Here is a 15040-nt window from a genome sequence, read left to right on the forward strand (position 1 = left end):
GTGCCGCCTAGACTTTCCCGCCGTGGGCACACTCATTGCGCTGGAAGGTCTGGACGGCGCCGGTAAGCGGACGCTCGTCGACAAGCTCGTCACCGAGCTCGAGTCGGCGGGCGTCCGCATCGCCGTGCGCGCGTTTCCCCGCTACGGCAACTCGATTCACGCGGACCTCGCCGCCGAGGCCTTGAAGGGATCCCACGGGGACCTCGCCGATTCGGTGTACGGGATGGCGTCGATGTTCGCGTTGGATCGTGGATTCGCGGCCGAGGATCTGCGGGAGTTGCTGTCCGTCAACGACATCGTGCTCCTGGACCGGTACGTCGCCTCCAATGCGGCCTACGGCGCGGCGCGAATGCGGCAGGGCGCCGGCGGGGACTTCGTGCACTGGGTCCGCGCGCTCGAGTTCGACCGGCTGGGGGTGCCGCGACCCGGGCTGCAGATGCTGCTCGACGTCCCGGTGGAACTCGCCCGGGCGCGGGCGCAGTCCCGTGAGATCCAGGACGCGAGCCGCGAACTCGACGCCTTCGAGCGCGACTCGGACCTGCAGACGCGCACCGGCGAGGTGTACCGCGAACTGGCTCGAACCAGCTGGATGTCGCCGTGGCGGGTACTGGCGCCGGACGTGGATCCGGCAGCCCTGGCCGCTGATCTGGCACAGTGGAAGTGATCGCGACGACCGCGACACGCCACCGGAGCGCCCTGGAACGACGGGTTCCGGGGTCCGAGGATGACACGATAGGGACATGAAGCCACGCATTCTGGTTGTCGATGACGACACGGCGCTCGCCGAGATGCTCACCATCGTGCTCCGCGGCGAGGGATTCGAGCCCTTCGTCGTGGGCGACGGCACCCAGGCACTCACCGCGGTCCGTGAGATCCGCCCGGATCTGGTGCTGCTCGATCTGATGCTGCCCGGGATGAACGGCATCGACGTCTGCCGGGTGCTGCGCGCGGATTCCGGCGTGCCGATCGTGATGCTCACCGCCAAGACGGACACCGTCGACGTGGTGCTCGGACTCGAGTCCGGCGCCGACGACTACGTGATGAAGCCGTTCAAGCCGAAGGAACTCGTCGCCCGCGTGCGCGCTCGCCTGCGCCGCACCGAGGACGAGCCCGCCGAACTGCTGTCCATTGCCGACATCGTCATCGACGTGCCCGCGCACAAGGTCACCCGGGACGGGCAGCTGATCTCGCTGACCCCGCTCGAGTTCGACCTGTTGGTCGCCCTCGCCCGCAAGCCCCGACAGGTGTTCACCCGAGAGGTGCTGCTCGAACAGGTGTGGGGCTACCGGCACGCCGCCGACACCCGACCGGTCAACGTGCACGTCCAGCGACTGCGCGCCAAGGTGGAAACTGACCCGGAGAATCCCCAAGTGGTACTCACGGTCAGGGGGGTCGGCTACAAGGCCGGACCGCCGTGATCCGTTCCACCCGTATGCGGCGCAGGATCAACGGGACGTTCACGCCGCTCCTGCGTCGCTTCCGGAACCTGAGCCGTGCACTCGCGCACCTGTGGCGCCGTTCGCTTCAGCTCCGAGTGGTCGTCTCGACGCTGACGCTCTCGCTCGTGGTCATCACCATCCTCGGTGTGGTGCTGACCAGCCAGATCACCGACCGTCTGCTCGAGGCGAAGATCAGCGCCGCCACCGAGGAGATGGACCGCGCCCGCGGCACCGTGCAGAGCGAGCTCGCCGGGTCCGACGACAGCACCTCGCTGAGCACCCGCCTCGACGGTGCCCGGGCGTCGCTGACCAATCGCGGTGTCGACGCCGGCCCCGCCTCGGGCGCGGCCGGAACCTTCGACTCCGTCCTCGTCGTGAAGGGCGACCCACCGCGGGGACAGGCGCAGGCAGGTCCGATCGACCAGATTCCGCAGAACCTGCGTGACTTCGTCCAGCGTGGCCAGGTGAGCTACCAGTTCTCCACCGTCTCGGACCCGGACGGCTACACCGGTCCCGCGTTGATTGTCGGCAGCCCGACCTCCGCGGAGGTGCCCGACCTCGAGCTGTACCTGGTGTTCCCGCTCGCGAGCGAGGACCGCAGCCTGTCGCTGATGCGCAGCACCCTGCTGATCGGCGGAGCGGTGCTGTTGGTGCTGCTCGCCGCGATCTCGGTGGTCGTCGCGCGGCAGGTGGTCCTGCCGATCCGCTCGGCCTCCCGGATCGCGGAGCGCTTCGCCGAGGGCAAACTCCGCGAACGCATGCCGGTGCGCGGCGAGGACGACATGGCCAGGCTGGCGATGTCCTTCAACGACATGGCCGAGTCGCTGTCCAAACAGATCGCCCAGCTCGAGGAGTTCGGCAACCTGCAGAAACGGTTCACCTCCGACGTGAGCCACGAGCTGCGCACGCCCCTGACCACCGTCCGGATGGCCGCCGACCTCATTCACGACGGCAGCGCGGAGCTGGATCCCGCCATGCGGCGGTCGTCGGAACTGCTGGTGGCGGAGCTGGACAGGTTCGAGACGCTGCTCGCGGACCTGCTCGAGATCAGCCGCCACGACGCCGGCGTCGCCGAGCTCGCGGCCGAGAAGCTGGACCTGCGGATGAGTGCCAGGGCGGCGGTCTCGACGATCCGGCACCTGGCCCGCGAGTCCGGCACCGAGCTGATCCTGGACCTGCCCGAAGAACCGGTGATGGCGACCGTCGACCCGCGCCGGGTGGAGCGGATCCTGCGAAACCTGCTGGCCAACGCGATCGACCACGGCGAGGGCAAACCGGTCCTGCTTCGGTTGCGCTCCGACGAGGATGCCGCTGCGTTCATCGTCCGCGACCAGGGCATCGGCTTGCGTCCGGGCGAGGAGAAGCTGGTGTTCAACAGGTTCTGGCGGTCGGATCCGTCGCGGGTGCGGCGCTCCGGCGGCACCGGACTCGGTCTCGCGATCAGCGTGGAGGACGCCCGACTGCACGACGGCAGGCTCGACGCCTGGGGTGAGCCCGGCGAGGGTGCCTGCTTCCGGTTGACGTTGCCGCTGGTGCGCGGCCACAAGGTGACGAGCAGTCCGCTGCCGCTGCGTCCGCCGAGCGTCAAGCACGTGCAGGGCAGGCCGTTGCCGGGCGCGGAACGCCCACACAGCGGGCACGGCGAGCAGAGCGAGGCGCTCGACCCGGACGAGACCGGCAGCGTGCCGATACTGCGGGAGCGTCGACCGTGAGGCGGCGACACATGGTTGCCGCGCTCGTGACGGGCGCGGCAGTGCTGCTGGGTGGGTGCGCGAGCCTGCCGGAGTCGTCGACTCCGCAGGCGATCGGCACCATCGCCAAGGAACCGGCGGTGACCAGCGTCCCGGCGCCGACGCCGGGACGCGAACCCGACCTGCTGCTGCGCGACTTCTTCGGCGCGAGTACCGACCCGGGCGGCAGGCACGCCGCGGCTCGCCAGTTCCTCACCCAGCGCGCCTCGAACAGCTGGGACGACACGGCGAGCACCACGATCGTCGACAAGGTCGACGTGCTGCCCGAGTCCCGCAGCGGCGACCAGGCCACTTACACGATCCGAGCCAACCGGGTCGGCCAACTCGAGCCCGGCGGTGTCTACCAGGCTGTCGAGGGCAACTTCGAAGCCAAGGTGCGACTGACCAGGGTCGACGGCCAGTGGCGGATCGACGAGTTGCCGGCCGGGGTCATCATGGACCGCCCGCAGTTCCTCAAGACCTACCAGCGCAAGGCCTTGTACTTCCTCGACCCGTCGGGCAGCACGGTCGTGCCCGACCTGCGCTGGATCTCCGCCGCACAACAGGACATGACCGCGCAGCTGATCGACATGCTGATCGCCGGGCCCAAGCAGTCGCTGGCGGGCGCTGTCCTCAACCAGGCCGGCAAGGTCTCGGTGAAGGGTCCGATCACCAAGGCGGACGGCCGCAGTGCAGGCGTCGGGATCGGGTTCGGCGGGCTGCGCGTCGACTTCCAGGGTGCGTCGGCGCTCGATCAGCCGGCCAAGGACCAGTTGGCTGCGCAGGTCGTGTGGACACTGGCGAACGCGGAGATATCCGGACCGTACGTGCTGCTCGGTGACGGCAAACCGCTCGACGACCGGCTGCCCAACGGGTGGACGACGGCCGATGTGTCCTCGACCAACCCGATGGCGAGCGCGACCTCCATGGTCGGACTGCACGCGCTCAGCAACGGCGCACTCGTCGCCGTCACCGACACCGGAGTGAGTCCGATGCCCGGCTACTTCGGGACCGGGCCGGGGATCCGGTCGATCGCGCTGTCGCGGGACGGCAAGCTGGCGGCCGCGGTGGCAGACACCGGCAGGACGGCACCGGACCCGGCGAGCGCGCTGATGGTCGGTCCGATCGAGGGATTCGCCAGCCCGGTCGTCGAGGGGGCCACGATGACCCGGCCGACGTGGTCGCTCGGCGACAATTCGGTATGGACCGTCGTGGACGGTTCGAGGGTGATCCGCGCGGCGCGCGACCTCAACACGGGTCAGCTGGTCACGGCGCCGGTCGACACCACGGAGATCGGCTCGCTCGGCGCGACCGTCTCCGAGCTCCGGTTGTCCCGCGACGGCGTGCGGGCCGCGTTGATCGTGGACGGGAAGGTGTACGTGGCGACCGTCCGGCACCGTCCGGACGGCACCTATGCGCTGGGCAGCGCGCGGCCCGTCGCGGTCGGGCTCGGCAGTCCTGCGGTCTCGCTCGACTGGAGTAGCGGCGATGCGATCATCGTGGCGCGCGCGGCCTCGGACATTCCGGTGGTGACGGTCGCGGTGGACGGCTCGCGGATGGACGCGTTGCCCAGTCGCAACCTCACGCCGCCGGTGACGTCGGTCGACGCCTCCGCCACGACCGCGTTCGTCGCCGATTCCCGCGCGGTGTTCCAACTCAACAACAACGATCCGGCAGGCGACCGGTACTGGCGCGAGGTGCCCGGCCTGACCGGTGTGAAGGCGATTCCGGTCCTGCCCGGCTGAGCCGTGTCGGTGCCCCGGTGCACACTGCCGGGATGGGGGTAGTGCAGGCGCTGACGGACCTGGTGTTGCCGCGCGAATGCGGCGGCTGTGCGGCACCGGGGACCCTCTGGTGCCCGCGCTGCCGAGCCGAGTTGTCGGGCGATCCGGTGCCGATCTCGCCCCGGGTGGACTCCGGGACGCGGGCGTGGGCGATCGGTGGGTACTCGGGAGCCCGCCGAGCCGCGGTGATCGCTGCCAAGGAACGCGGCAGACGCGACCTCGCGCGGCCCCTGGGGGAGGCGCTGGCGCTCGCGTTGACCAGATTGCGCGATCTGGGCGAGATCGACCCCGCGGAGCTGGCGCTGCTGACGCTGGTAGCCGCGCCGACGCGGGCCAGGGCGGCCCGCTCGCGCGGGGGCGACCCGGTGGCGCGGGCCGTGGGCGTCGCCGCACGGGTCCTGGCGCCCGAGTCGGTCCGCGTGGATCCGTTGCTGAAATATGCTCGAGGAGTGCGAGATTCGGTGGGCTTGTCGGCGCGCGCCCGGGTCGAGAACCTGGCGGGAGGGATCCTGGTCGGACCGACGGAGGGTACCGGCCGGTCCGATTGTGTCGTGTTGATCGACGACGTACTCACCACCGGAGCCACCGCGGCGGAATCGGTTCGGGCGCTCGCGGGCCGGGGCGTCCGGGTCGACGCGGTGCTTGTGATCGCCGCCGCATGAAGCAATCGGCACGAACGCTGGCACTCGCGTCGAACTCGTACTAGCGTCGCCAACAAGCCGACGAACTGGGTGGGAGGTGATAGTTCCGAACCCTGACGCCGGGCGGTCCCCTTCCCGGCGTAGCTCATCCGCCGCAAGTCATTTCTAGTGGCTCGGCCGTAACCGGGAGGTACGCGTGACGACCCCTTCAACAGCCTCTGTTTTCATCGAAGACGCTGCAGAAACCACCGGACAATCTGACGCCCCACGTTCCGAGATCGTGGTGAAGGGCCGCAATGTCGAGGTGCCCGACCATTTTCGGGTGTATGTAGCCGAGAAACTCGCTCGGCTCGAGCGATTCGATCCCACGATCTACCACTTCGATGTCGAACTCACGCACGAGCGCAACCGGCGCCAGGCGAAGAACTGCCAGTGCGTGGAGATCACCGCGAGGGGCAAGGGCCCCGTGGTGCGGGCAGAGGCCGCCGCCGACAGTTTCTACGCCGCGTTCGAGAGTGTCACCTCGAAGCTCGAGAGCAGACTGCGTCGCACCAAGGATCGGCGGCGAGTGCACTACGGCGACAAGACGCCGGTATCCGTGGCCGAGGCGACCGCCGCGTTGGCCGAGGACGACTCGCTCGGCATCTCGCCCGACATCTCGCTCGAGCCCGAGTACGACGAGGGCCCCGGCCGGATCGTGCGGACCAAGGTCCACTCGGCCGCACCGATGAGCGTCGACGACGCCCTGTACGAGATGGAACTGGTGGGACACGACTTCTTCCTGTTCCAGGACAAGGAGACGGACCGTCCGTCCGTCGTGTACCGGAGGCACGCCTTCGACTACGGCCTCATCCGCCTGGCATGAGCCGCCAGGTCGTCTGATACAAGTTTGGGCCGGTCGATCTACTCGGTAGATCGACGCAACGCCTACCATGGGATCCGGCCGGGGGATAACCTCCCTCGGCCGGATCTACTGTGAATGCAGCCGGATCTACCGTGAAGTCACCTGCCCGCCGAGATTGAGGACGTTCAAGCCCGTGCCGTCGCTGTCACTGTCCAAGCTGCTCCGTGTTGGTGAAGGTCGCATGGTCAAGCGGCTCAAAAACATCGCCGAGCACGTCGATACCCTCTCGCCCGAGTACGAGGCACTGACCGACCAGCAGCTCCACGCGAAGACGACCGAGTTCAAGGAGCGCTACGCGGGCGGCGAGTCGCTCGACGAACTGCTGCCCGAGGCGTTCGCGGTGGCCCGCGAGGCGTCCTGGCGAGTTCTCGGTCAGAAGCACTACATCGTGCAGATCATGGGCGGCGCGGCCCTGCACTTCGGCAACGTGGCGGAGATGAAGACCGGTGAGGGCAAGACCCTGACCTGTGTCCTGCCCGCCTACCTCAACGCCATCGCCGGCGACGGCGTGCACGTGGTGACGGTCAACGACTACCTGGCCAAGCGCGACTCCGAGTGGATGGGCCGTGTGCACCGCTTCCTCGGACTCGACACCAGCGTGATCCTGTCGGGGCAGACGCCCGCCGAGCGTCGCGTCGCCTACGCCGCCGACATCACCTACGGCACGAACAACGAGTTCGGCTTCGACTACCTGCGCGACAACATGACGCATTCGCTGGACGACCTGGTGCAGCGCGGGCACGCCTTCGCGATCGTCGACGAGGTCGACTCGATCCTCATCGACGAGGCCCGGACCCCGCTGATCATCTCCGGCCCCGCCGACGCCTCGTCCAAGTGGTACGGCGAGTTCGCCCGGATCGCGCCGCTGCTCAAGCGCGATGTGCACTACGAGGTCGACATCAAGAAGCGCACGGTCGGCGTGCACGAGGCCGGCGTCGAGCTGGTCGAGGATCAGCTCGGCATCGACAACCTCTACGAGGCCGCCAACTCGCCGCTGGTCAGCTACCTGAACAACGCAGTCAAGGCCAAGGAGCTCTACCAGCGCGACAAGGACTACATCGTCCGCGACGGCGAGGTCATCATCGTCGACGAGTTCACCGGCCGCATCCTGGTCGGCCGGCGCTACAACGAGGGCATGCACCAGGCGATCGAGGCCAAGGAGAAGGTCGAGATCAAGGCCGAGAACCAGACCCTCGCCACGATCACCCTGCAGAACTACTTCCGCCTCTACGAGAAGCTTTCGGGCATGACCGGTACCGCCGAGACCGAGGCCGCCGAGCTGCACCAGACCTACAACCTGGGCGTCATCCCGATCCCGACGAACCGGCCGATGGTCCGCGTCGACCAGGGCGACCTGATCTACAAGACCGAGGAGGCCAAGTTCGACGCCGTCGTGGACGACGTCGTCGAACGGCACGCCAAGGGCCAGCCGGTGCTCATCGGTACCACCAGCGTCGAGCGGTCCGAATACCTGTCCAAGCAGTTCACGAAGCGCGGCGTCGCACACAACGTGCTCAACGCCAAGTACCACGAGCAGGAGGCCACCATCGTGGCCGAGGCGGGCCGCACCGGCGCCGTCACCGTGGCGACCAACATGGCCGGTCGTGGCACCGACGTCGTGCTCGGCGGCAACCCGGACATCCTCGCCGACCTGCACCTGCGCAAGCAGGGCCTGGACCCGGTCGAGACCCCGGACGAGTACGAGGCCGCCTGGGAGCCCGCCCTCGACGAGGTCAAGGCGCAGTCCAAGGCCGACGCGGACAACGTCCGGGAGGCGGGCGGCCTGTACGTCCTCGGTACCGAGCGGCACGAGTCCCGGCGCATCGACAACCAGCTGCGTGGTCGCTCCGGTCGCCAGGGCGACCCCGGTGAGTCCCGCTTCTACCTCTCCCTCGGCGACGAGTTGATGCGCCGCTTCAACGGCGCGGCGCTGGAGTCGATCATGACCCGGCTCAACCTGCCGGACGACGTGCCGATCGAGGCGAAGATGGTCTCCAAGGCCATCAAGAGCGCGCAGACGCAGGTCGAGCAGCAGAACTTCGAAATCCGCAAGAACGTCCTCAAGTACGACGAGGTGATGAACCAGCAGCGCACGGTCATCTACGCCGAGCGCCGCCAGATCCTCGCGGGCGAGGACATGGAGGGCCAGGTCGAGAAGATGATCACCGACGTGGTCACCGCCTACGTCGACGGTGCGACCGCCGAGGGCTACGTGGAGGACTGGGACCTCGACCAGCTGTGGACGGCGTTGAAGACGCTGTACCCGGTCGGAATCACGCACCAGGAGCTGACCGGCGAGACCGAGGACGGCGAGCGCGGCGACATCTCCCGCGACGACCTGCGCGAGGCGCTGCTCGCGGACGTCCGTTCCGCCTACGCAGCCCGTGAGGAGCAGATCGACGCGATCGCCGGCGAGAACGGCATGCGCGAACTCGAGCGGCGCGTGCTGCTGTCCGTGCTGGACCGCAAGTGGCGCGAGCACCTCTACGAGATGGACTACCTCAAGGAGGGCATCGGCCTGCGCGCGATGGCGCAGCGCGACCCGCTGGTCGAGTACCAGCGCGAGGGCTTCGACATGTTCGCGGCGATGCTCGAGGGCCTCAAGGAGGAGTCGGTCGGCTTCCTGTTCAACCTGCAGGTCGAGGCCGCGCCGGAGCCCGCGCCCGAGCAGTCGGGCTGGACCGCGGCCGCGGCGGCGGCCCGCACCGCCCCGGCGGCGCTGCCCACCGAGCAGGCAGCCGCGGAGGCGGCCCGTACGGCCGCGCCGAATGCGTTGCGCGCGAAGGGGCTCGACCAGAAGGACGAGACGCGGCTGACGTTCTCCGGACCGAACGAGGACGGCAATGCCGCGGTGCGCCGCAGCGAGGCGGCCGCGGGCGACGGCGCAGGCAGCCGGCGCGAGCGCAGGGCCAAGCGCAAGCGCTGAGTCGCGCTCAGCCCACCTGCAGCGACGTGATCAGCCAGCCGTCCCGGTTTCGTCCCGGGGCGGCTGGTCTGCGTTCGACCCGGCCCGCTATCGCGAACGTCCGGTCACCGCGCGCGTAGGTGCCGAACACCTCGGCCACATCGGGTCCGGTCGAGCGCAGGTGCACCCGTTGCAGTTGCGCTACGCCGAGTCGCCCCGCCGGTGACCCGGCGCGGGCGAGCGCGGCGACGAGGTCGGCCGGTGCCGGTGCCAGCAGCCGCCGCAGTTGCAGGGGCTGGCGCCGCCGGTCGAGGACCTCGAGGGTCAGTCGCAGTGCCGTCTCGGTGAATCGCTGCGCCTCGGGGTCGACGGGGGTCACCGGCGTGGCCGGGCGAGGGGACCGCCCGTCGTGTCCGGAGCGGCGGGACGCGCGCAGCGTCGGCGGTCCGGCATGCCGCGGCGCGGGGGGAGTGTCCGGCTGCGGTTCGGCGGGCGGTGCGCCCGTCACGAACAGCCCGCCGCGGTAGGGAAGTGGTCCGGTCATACGTTCTCTCCCGTGCTCGATCGACTGCGGTCGCGGTTTCCGGGGAGAGGCCGGACGTTGCGGATGAGGATTGCACGAATTCTCCGTTCTCGCACCAATTTCGGCAGGCTCGTCTCGCGTCTGCCGGGGCCGCGCCCTAGGGTGAGCGCATGCGCGGCTTGGTGATGGACTTCGGCGGCGTACTGGCCGGTCCGGGATCCGGTGGACAGTTGCTGTCCGGGATCATCGCGGACCTGCGCGGTCGCGGCGTGCGGACCGCGATCCTGAGCAACGACCCGGGTGGGTCGGCCGGGATCGCGTTGCGCGGGTTCGGCGGCGGGCGGTTGGTGGACGAGGTGGTGCTTTCCGGCGACGTCGGACTGGCCAAGCCGGATCCGCGGATCTTCCGGCTGACCGCGCATCGCCTCGGGCTGTCGCCGGAGGACTGCGTGTTCGTCGACGATCTGGCGGCGAACGTCCGGGGCGCGGTCGATGCAGGGATGGTCGGCGTGCGTCATGTCGATCCGCAGACCACGGCGGGGGAGCTGTGCATTCTTTTCGATCTGGAGCAATCGGGCACGGGGGGCATGAACTGACATGGCGACGAGGCTGACCACGCAGGACGCATCGTTCTACTTTCTCGAGGCGAGCACCACTCCGATGCACCTCGGATCGCTGGCGATCCTCGAGGCGCCGGAGGGTGGCCTCGACTACGAGGACCTGCTCAGCCACGTCGAGCGCCGGCTGCCGTTGGTGCCGCGCTACCGGCAACGGGTGCGCGAAGTGGCGTTCGGCCTGGCAAGGCCGGTCTGGGTGGACGACCGTGACTTCGACATCACCTACCACGTGCGACGTTCGGCGCTACCCAAGCCGGGCTCGGACGAGCAGCTGCACGACCTGGTGGCGCGGCTGACGTCACGACCGCTGGACCGGACCCGGCCGCTGTGGGAGATGTACCTCGTCGAGGGGCTCGCGGACAATCGGATCGCGATCTTCACCAAATCGCATTCTTCGCTCGTGGACGGAGCGAACGCACTCGAGATCAACCAGGTGATCCTCGATCCGACCCTCGAGCCGCGTGAGGTGGCGGAGGAGTTGTGGATGCCGAGCCGCGAACCCCGCGAGGCCGAACTGGTGCTGGACGCGGTGGCGGAGATGATCGCCCGGCCGAGCGAGGGCGCCGCGACCATCCGGATGGTGCTCGGCGACCTGGTGGGCGAGGCGACCAAGGCGATCGGGAACGTGGCAGCCGTGGTCCGGACCGCCGCCACCACCGCGCCCTCGACCCCGCTCAACGCGACCATTTCGCGTAACCGCCGGTTCGCGACGGTCACGACCGACCTCGACGACTACCGGACGATCCGGGGCAAGTTCGGGTGCACCGTCAACGACGCCATCCTCGCGGTGCTCACCGGTGCGCTGCGCAACTGGCTGCTCTCGCGCGGCGAGCCGGTCACCGCGTTCTCGTCGGTGCGGGCCCTGGTCCCGATCGCCGTCTACGTCACGGGGGAGGGCGCGGCCGAGGCGGTCGACCCGGAGGTGGATCCGGCGGAGCGGGACACGCTGCGGGAGAGTGCCGAGCGCCGGGTCTTCTCGTGGCTGATCGACCTGCCGGTGGGAGAGCCCAACCCGGTGGTGCGGCTCTCGCATATCGCGCACGCCTCGGAGGCGCACGCGAAGCAGAGTCGCACGGTGAACGCTCAGACACTCGTCCGGATGTCGGGCACGGCACCCGCGACACTGCACGCGATGGGTCTGCGGGTGGCGAGCGGACTCTCGCAGCGGATGTTCAACCTCGTCATCACGAACGCACCGGGACCGCGGACCCCGCTCTACCTGGACAACGCGAAGCTGCTGGAGATGTATCCGGTCTCGCCGCTGCTGCGTAATCAGGCGCTCAGCGTGGGGCTGACGTCCTACGACGGCCACGTCTACTACGGTTTGAACGGAGACCGGGACGCGATGTCCGATGTCGACGTGGTCGCGGCGTTGCTGTACGAGGCGCTCGAGGAACTGTTGGATGCCAGTAGGTAAGGGGTGTGCATGAGGGTCTACGTGCCCGCGACGATCGCGATGCTGCAGCGGTTGGTGGAGGACGAGCAGCTGGATCCTGTCAGCCGCACCGCTTTTGCGGTCACACCTGCGTTGCGTGAGGCGTACGCCTCGGGTGACGACGACGAGTTGGCCGAGGTCGCGATGACGGAGGCGGCGCGCGCGTCGTTGCGACTGCTGGCGGCGGAGGCCGAAGAGGGCGAGGGTGACAAGCCGCTGTTCCGGCGTGCGGTGATCGCGGCCGACGTCGAGGACGTCAAGCTGCGCCCCGACCTCGACGACGCGGTGGTGCGGCTGTCGGCTCCGCTCGAGCTGTCCGCGGTCGCCTCGGTGCACGTGGATCTCGCGGAGGCGGAGGAGTCGATCGAGCGCGCGGCCAAGGTGATCGACGCTGCCGATCTGGGCGACGCCGATGCCGAGTTCGTCCTCGGCGACGCCGAGGACCACGAGCTCGCCTGGTACGCAACGCAAGAACTTCCCTTCCTGCTGGAACTGCTCTGAAGTTCTCTCGCCGTCCGCGTGACAGCTCGGCGTCCCTGCGGGTAACCTACGGTCCCGTAACCTAGGCGAGTGGACGGAAATCTGATGGGCTTGAGGAAGTGGCTCGAGGCGCCGGCGGCGAATGTGTCGGCACCACGGCGTCCGAGTTTGAACATGCTGCGCGGGGCGGTGACCCGGGTGACCACCCCGCTGTTGCCCGACGACTTCCTGCATCTGGCGAATCCGCTGTGGTCGGCGCGCGAGCTGCGCGGCAAGGTCGTCGAGGTCCGCAAGGAGACCTCCGACTCCGCGACGCTGGTGATCAAGCCGGGCTGGGGCTTCGACTTCGACTACCAGCCGGGCCAGTACATCGGCATCGGCCTGCTCGTCGACGGCCGCTTCCACTGGCGCTCGTACTCGCTGACCTCCCCGCCGAGCCGGGAGAACAAGCTGATCACGATCGCGGTCAAGGCGATGCCGGAAGGCCAGCTGTCCAGTCACCTGATCAACGGCGTCCCCTCGGGGACGGTCGTTCGTCTCGCCGCGCCGCAGGGCAACTTCTCGCTGCCGGAACCGCCGCCGGCGAAGATCCTGTTCATCACCGCCGGCAGCGGCATCACCCCGGTGATGGCGATGCTGCGGGCGATGGTGCGTCGCGACGAGTTGCCGGACGTGGTGCACGTGCACTCCGCGCCGACCGCGCACGACGTGATGTTCGGCGACGAGCTCGTCGCACTGCACGACAAGCATCCGAACTTCGTCTCGCACGTACAGCACACCCGTACCGGCGGCCGGTTCAAGCTGGCCGACCTCGACGAGCTTTACCCGGACTGGCGCGAGCGGCAGACGTGGGCGTGCGGTCCCGCGGAGATGCTCGACGAGGTCGAGCGGGTGTGGGCCGACGCGGGTATTGCCGATCGGCTGCACACCGAGCGGTTCTCCATCGCGCGCGCGGACACCTCCGGGCAGGGCGGCACGGTGACCTTCGCGAAGTCGGGTCGGTCGGTCGAGATCGACGGCGCGACCACCGTGCTCGAGGCGGGCGAGAAGCTGGGTGTTCAGATGCCCTTCGGCTGCCGGATGGGCATCTGCCAGACGTGCGTCGTGCCGCTGGTGTCCGGACACATCCGCGATCTGCGCTCTGGTCGAGAGCACGCCGAGGGCGAGCGCGTGCAGACCTGCATCTCCTCGGCTGCCGGTGACTGCACCTTCGACCTCTGATCGACGGCCCACCGCCACCCGGCGAAATTCGTCTATCGTTGTTTCCACGCGCCGCGGTGTCCTCCCCGGTGATCTGATCTAGCCCCTGACGGAGGGCCGCCCCTGATGGCCATTACGGACATCAAAGAGTTTTCTCATCTCACCGAGTCGGACATCGACATGCTCGGCCGCGAACTCGACGAGATTCGGCGCGATGTCGAGGAATCCCGCGGTGCGCGTGACGCGCGGTACATCCGCGGGGTCATCCGGTTCCAGCGCGCACTCGAGTTCGGCGGCAGGGTCACGCTGTTCGGCAGCAAGTACCGTCCCGCCTGGCTTGCCGGCACGACCATGCTCGCCCTGTCCAAGTGCATCGAGAACATGGAACTCGGCCACAACGTCGTGCACGGCCAGTGGGACTGGATGAACGATCCGGAGATCCACTCCACCACGTGGGAGTGGGACATGACAGGCCCGTCCGCGCAGTGGAAGCGGGCCCACAACTACTCGCACCACACCTACACGAACATCGTCGGGATGGACGAGGACGTTCAGTTCGGCATCATCAGGATGACGCGGGACGTGCCGTGGCGGCCGGTCAACCTGCTCCAGCCCGCGGCCAACCTCGTGCTGGCCGCCGGGTTCGAGTGGGGCATCGCCCTGCACGACTGGAAGATCACCCAGGACGCCGCACGCGAGCGCGGCGCCGACCAACTGGCGGAGGTCAACCGGGACTTCAAGCGCAAGATCGCGCGGCAGGTGATCAAGGACTACGTCCTGTTCCCGGTGCTGACCGGGCCCGCGTGGCGCAGCACCCTGACCGCGAACGCGACCGCGAACCTGGCCCGCAACCTGTGGGCCTACACGGTGATCTTCTGTGGGCACTTCCCGGACGGCGCGGAGAAGTTCACCGTCGAGCAGTACCGGCACGAGACCAAGCCCGAGTGGTACCTGCGGCAGATGCTGGGCTCGGCCAACTTCAAGTCGGGCCGGGTGATGGGGTTCATGAGTGGCAACCTCAGCTACCAGATCGAGCACCACCTGTTCCCGGACCTGCCGAGCAACCGGCTGCGGGAGGTCTCGGTCCGGGTCCGTGCGCTGTGCGACAAGTACGACCTGCCCTACACGACGGGATCGCTGGGCAAGCAGTACCTGTTGGCGCTGCGGACGATCCACAAGCTGTCGCTGCCGGACCGATTTCTGAAGGCGACCTCCGATGACGCCCCGGAAACCTCGTCGGAGCGTAAGTTCCTCATCGGTGACTCTCCGGTGAACCCGCTTCGGGTGGATCCGTCCACCGGGCGCCGGATCGGCCTCCGATCGGCGCTGCGCCAGATGCGGAAGCGCGGCCGCCGCCTCATGGTGTGAGCTGCCTCACATTG

General features: G+C 68.7%; 13 protein-coding genes. 12 read left to right on the forward strand and 1 reads right to left on the reverse strand.

What is annotated here, in order from left to right; translation table 11 throughout:
- Positions 1-22 precede the first annotated feature (22 nt).
- The 7 genes from FK531_RS19555 (at position 23) to secA (ending at position 9424) form a co-directional block, all read left to right on the forward strand.
- Entirely contained in the window at positions 23-664 is a 642-nt protein-coding gene (locus FK531_RS19555; protein WP_142102334.1) for a dTMP kinase, read from the forward strand.
- Positions 665-740: 76 nt separating this feature from the next.
- Positions 741-1418, forward strand: coding sequence for an MtrAB system response regulator MtrA (gene mtrA / locus FK531_RS19560; protein WP_142102337.1), 678 nt, complete (start codon positions 741-743; stop codon positions 1416-1418).
- Between the two features lie 14 nt (positions 1419-1432).
- Positions 1433-3151: an MtrAB system histidine kinase MtrB gene (gene mtrB, locus FK531_RS19565; protein WP_181763044.1), complete on the forward strand. Its 1719-nt coding sequence runs from the start codon at positions 1433-1435 to the stop codon at positions 3149-3151.
- Positions 3152-3162: 11 nt separating this feature from the next.
- A complete protein-coding gene (lpqB, locus tag FK531_RS19570) occupies positions 3163-4914 on the forward strand; it encodes an MtrAB system accessory lipoprotein LpqB (protein ID WP_142102341.1) in 1752 nt (583 codons plus the stop codon).
- Positions 4915-4946: 32 nt separating this feature from the next.
- Positions 4947-5615 carry a ComF family protein gene (locus FK531_RS19575; protein ID WP_142102343.1) on the forward strand — a complete coding sequence of 223 codons (669 nt, stop codon included), beginning with the start codon at positions 4947-4949 and terminating at the stop codon, positions 5613-5615.
- Positions 5616-5790: 175 nt separating this feature from the next.
- Positions 5791-6459, forward strand: a complete 669-nt coding sequence (gene hpf / locus FK531_RS19580; protein WP_142102345.1) for a ribosome hibernation-promoting factor, HPF/YfiA family — start codon at positions 5791-5793, stop codon at positions 6457-6459.
- A gap of 172 nt (positions 6460-6631) precedes the next feature.
- The gene (gene secA, locus FK531_RS19585; protein ID WP_142102347.1) at positions 6632-9424 is read left to right on the forward strand and encodes a preprotein translocase subunit SecA; all 2793 of its coding nucleotides are present in this window, start codon (positions 6632-6634) and stop codon (positions 9422-9424) included.
- A 7-nt stretch (positions 9425-9431) separates the two neighbouring features.
- On the opposite strand, the gene FK531_RS19590 is transcribed toward secA, so the two are convergent.
- Positions 9432-9947, reverse strand: coding sequence for an Rv3235 family protein (locus FK531_RS19590; RefSeq protein ID WP_142102349.1), 516 nt, complete (start codon positions 9945-9947; stop codon positions 9432-9434).
- A gap of 149 nt (positions 9948-10096) precedes the next feature.
- Between FK531_RS19590 and FK531_RS19595 the strand changes: the two genes are divergently transcribed.
- The 5 genes from FK531_RS19595 to FK531_RS19615 all read left to right on the forward strand — a co-directional run bounded on the left by FK531_RS19595 (position 10097) and on the right by FK531_RS19615 (position 15026).
- Positions 10097-10522: an HAD-IA family hydrolase gene (locus tag FK531_RS19595; RefSeq protein WP_142102350.1), complete on the forward strand. Its 426-nt coding sequence runs from the start codon at positions 10097-10099 to the stop codon at positions 10520-10522.
- Position 10523: 1 nt separating this feature from the next.
- Positions 10524-11960 carry a WS/DGAT/MGAT family O-acyltransferase gene (locus FK531_RS19600; RefSeq protein ID WP_142102352.1) on the forward strand — a complete coding sequence of 479 codons (1437 nt, stop codon included), beginning with the start codon at positions 10524-10526 and terminating at the stop codon, positions 11958-11960.
- A 9-nt stretch (positions 11961-11969) separates the two neighbouring features.
- On the forward strand, positions 11970-12479 hold the full coding sequence (locus FK531_RS19605; RefSeq protein WP_142102354.1) for a DUF6912 family protein: 510 nt from the start codon (positions 11970-11972) through the stop codon (positions 12477-12479).
- 84 nt (positions 12480-12563) lie between these two features.
- On the forward strand, positions 12564-13679 hold the full coding sequence (locus FK531_RS19610; protein ID WP_142102512.1) for a ferredoxin reductase: 1116 nt from the start codon (positions 12564-12566) through the stop codon (positions 13677-13679).
- Positions 13680-13784: 105 nt separating this feature from the next.
- A complete protein-coding gene (locus FK531_RS19615; protein ID WP_142102356.1) occupies positions 13785-15026 on the forward strand; it encodes a fatty acid desaturase family protein in 1242 nt (413 codons plus the stop codon).
- Positions 15027-15040 lie beyond the last annotated feature (14 nt).

Origin of the sequence: Rhodococcus spelaei (assembly GCF_006704125.1) — a bacterium.
In the GTDB taxonomy this organism is placed as follows: Bacteria; Actinomycetota; Actinomycetes; order Mycobacteriales; family Mycobacteriaceae; genus Rhodococcus_G; species Rhodococcus_G spelaei.

Bases quoted from the DNA above. Each gene is read 5' to 3' on its own strand.
- FK531_RS19575 (WP_142102343.1), top strand. From the start codon at position 4,947: ATGGGGGTAGTGCAGGCGCTGACGGACCTGGTGTTGCCGCGCGAATGC.
- lpqB (WP_142102341.1), top strand. From the start codon at position 3,163: ATGGTTGCCGCGCTCGTGACGGGCGCGGCAGTGCTGCTGGGTGGGTGC.
- FK531_RS19615 (WP_142102356.1), top strand. From the start codon at position 13,785: ATGGCCATTACGGACATCAAAGAGTTTTCTCATCTCACCGAGTCGGAC.
- FK531_RS19610 (WP_142102512.1), top strand. From the start codon at position 12,564: ATGGGCTTGAGGAAGTGGCTCGAGGCGCCGGCGGCGAATGTGTCGGCA.
- FK531_RS19605 (WP_142102354.1), top strand. From the start codon at position 11,970: ATGAGGGTCTACGTGCCCGCGACGATCGCGATGCTGCAGCGGTTGGTG.
- FK531_RS19595 (WP_142102350.1), top strand. From the start codon at position 10,097: ATGCGCGGCTTGGTGATGGACTTCGGCGGCGTACTGGCCGGTCCGGGA.
- FK531_RS19600 (WP_142102352.1), top strand. From the start codon at position 10,524: ATGGCGACGAGGCTGACCACGCAGGACGCATCGTTCTACTTTCTCGAG.
- mtrA (WP_142102337.1), top strand. From the start codon at position 741: ATGAAGCCACGCATTCTGGTTGTCGATGACGACACGGCGCTCGCCGAG.
- FK531_RS19590 (WP_142102349.1), bottom strand. From the start codon at position 9,947: ATGACCGGACCACTTCCCTACCGCGGCGGGCTGTTCGTGACGGGCGCA.
- mtrB (WP_181763044.1), top strand. From the start codon at position 1,433: ATGCGGCGCAGGATCAACGGGACGTTCACGCCGCTCCTGCGTCGCTTC.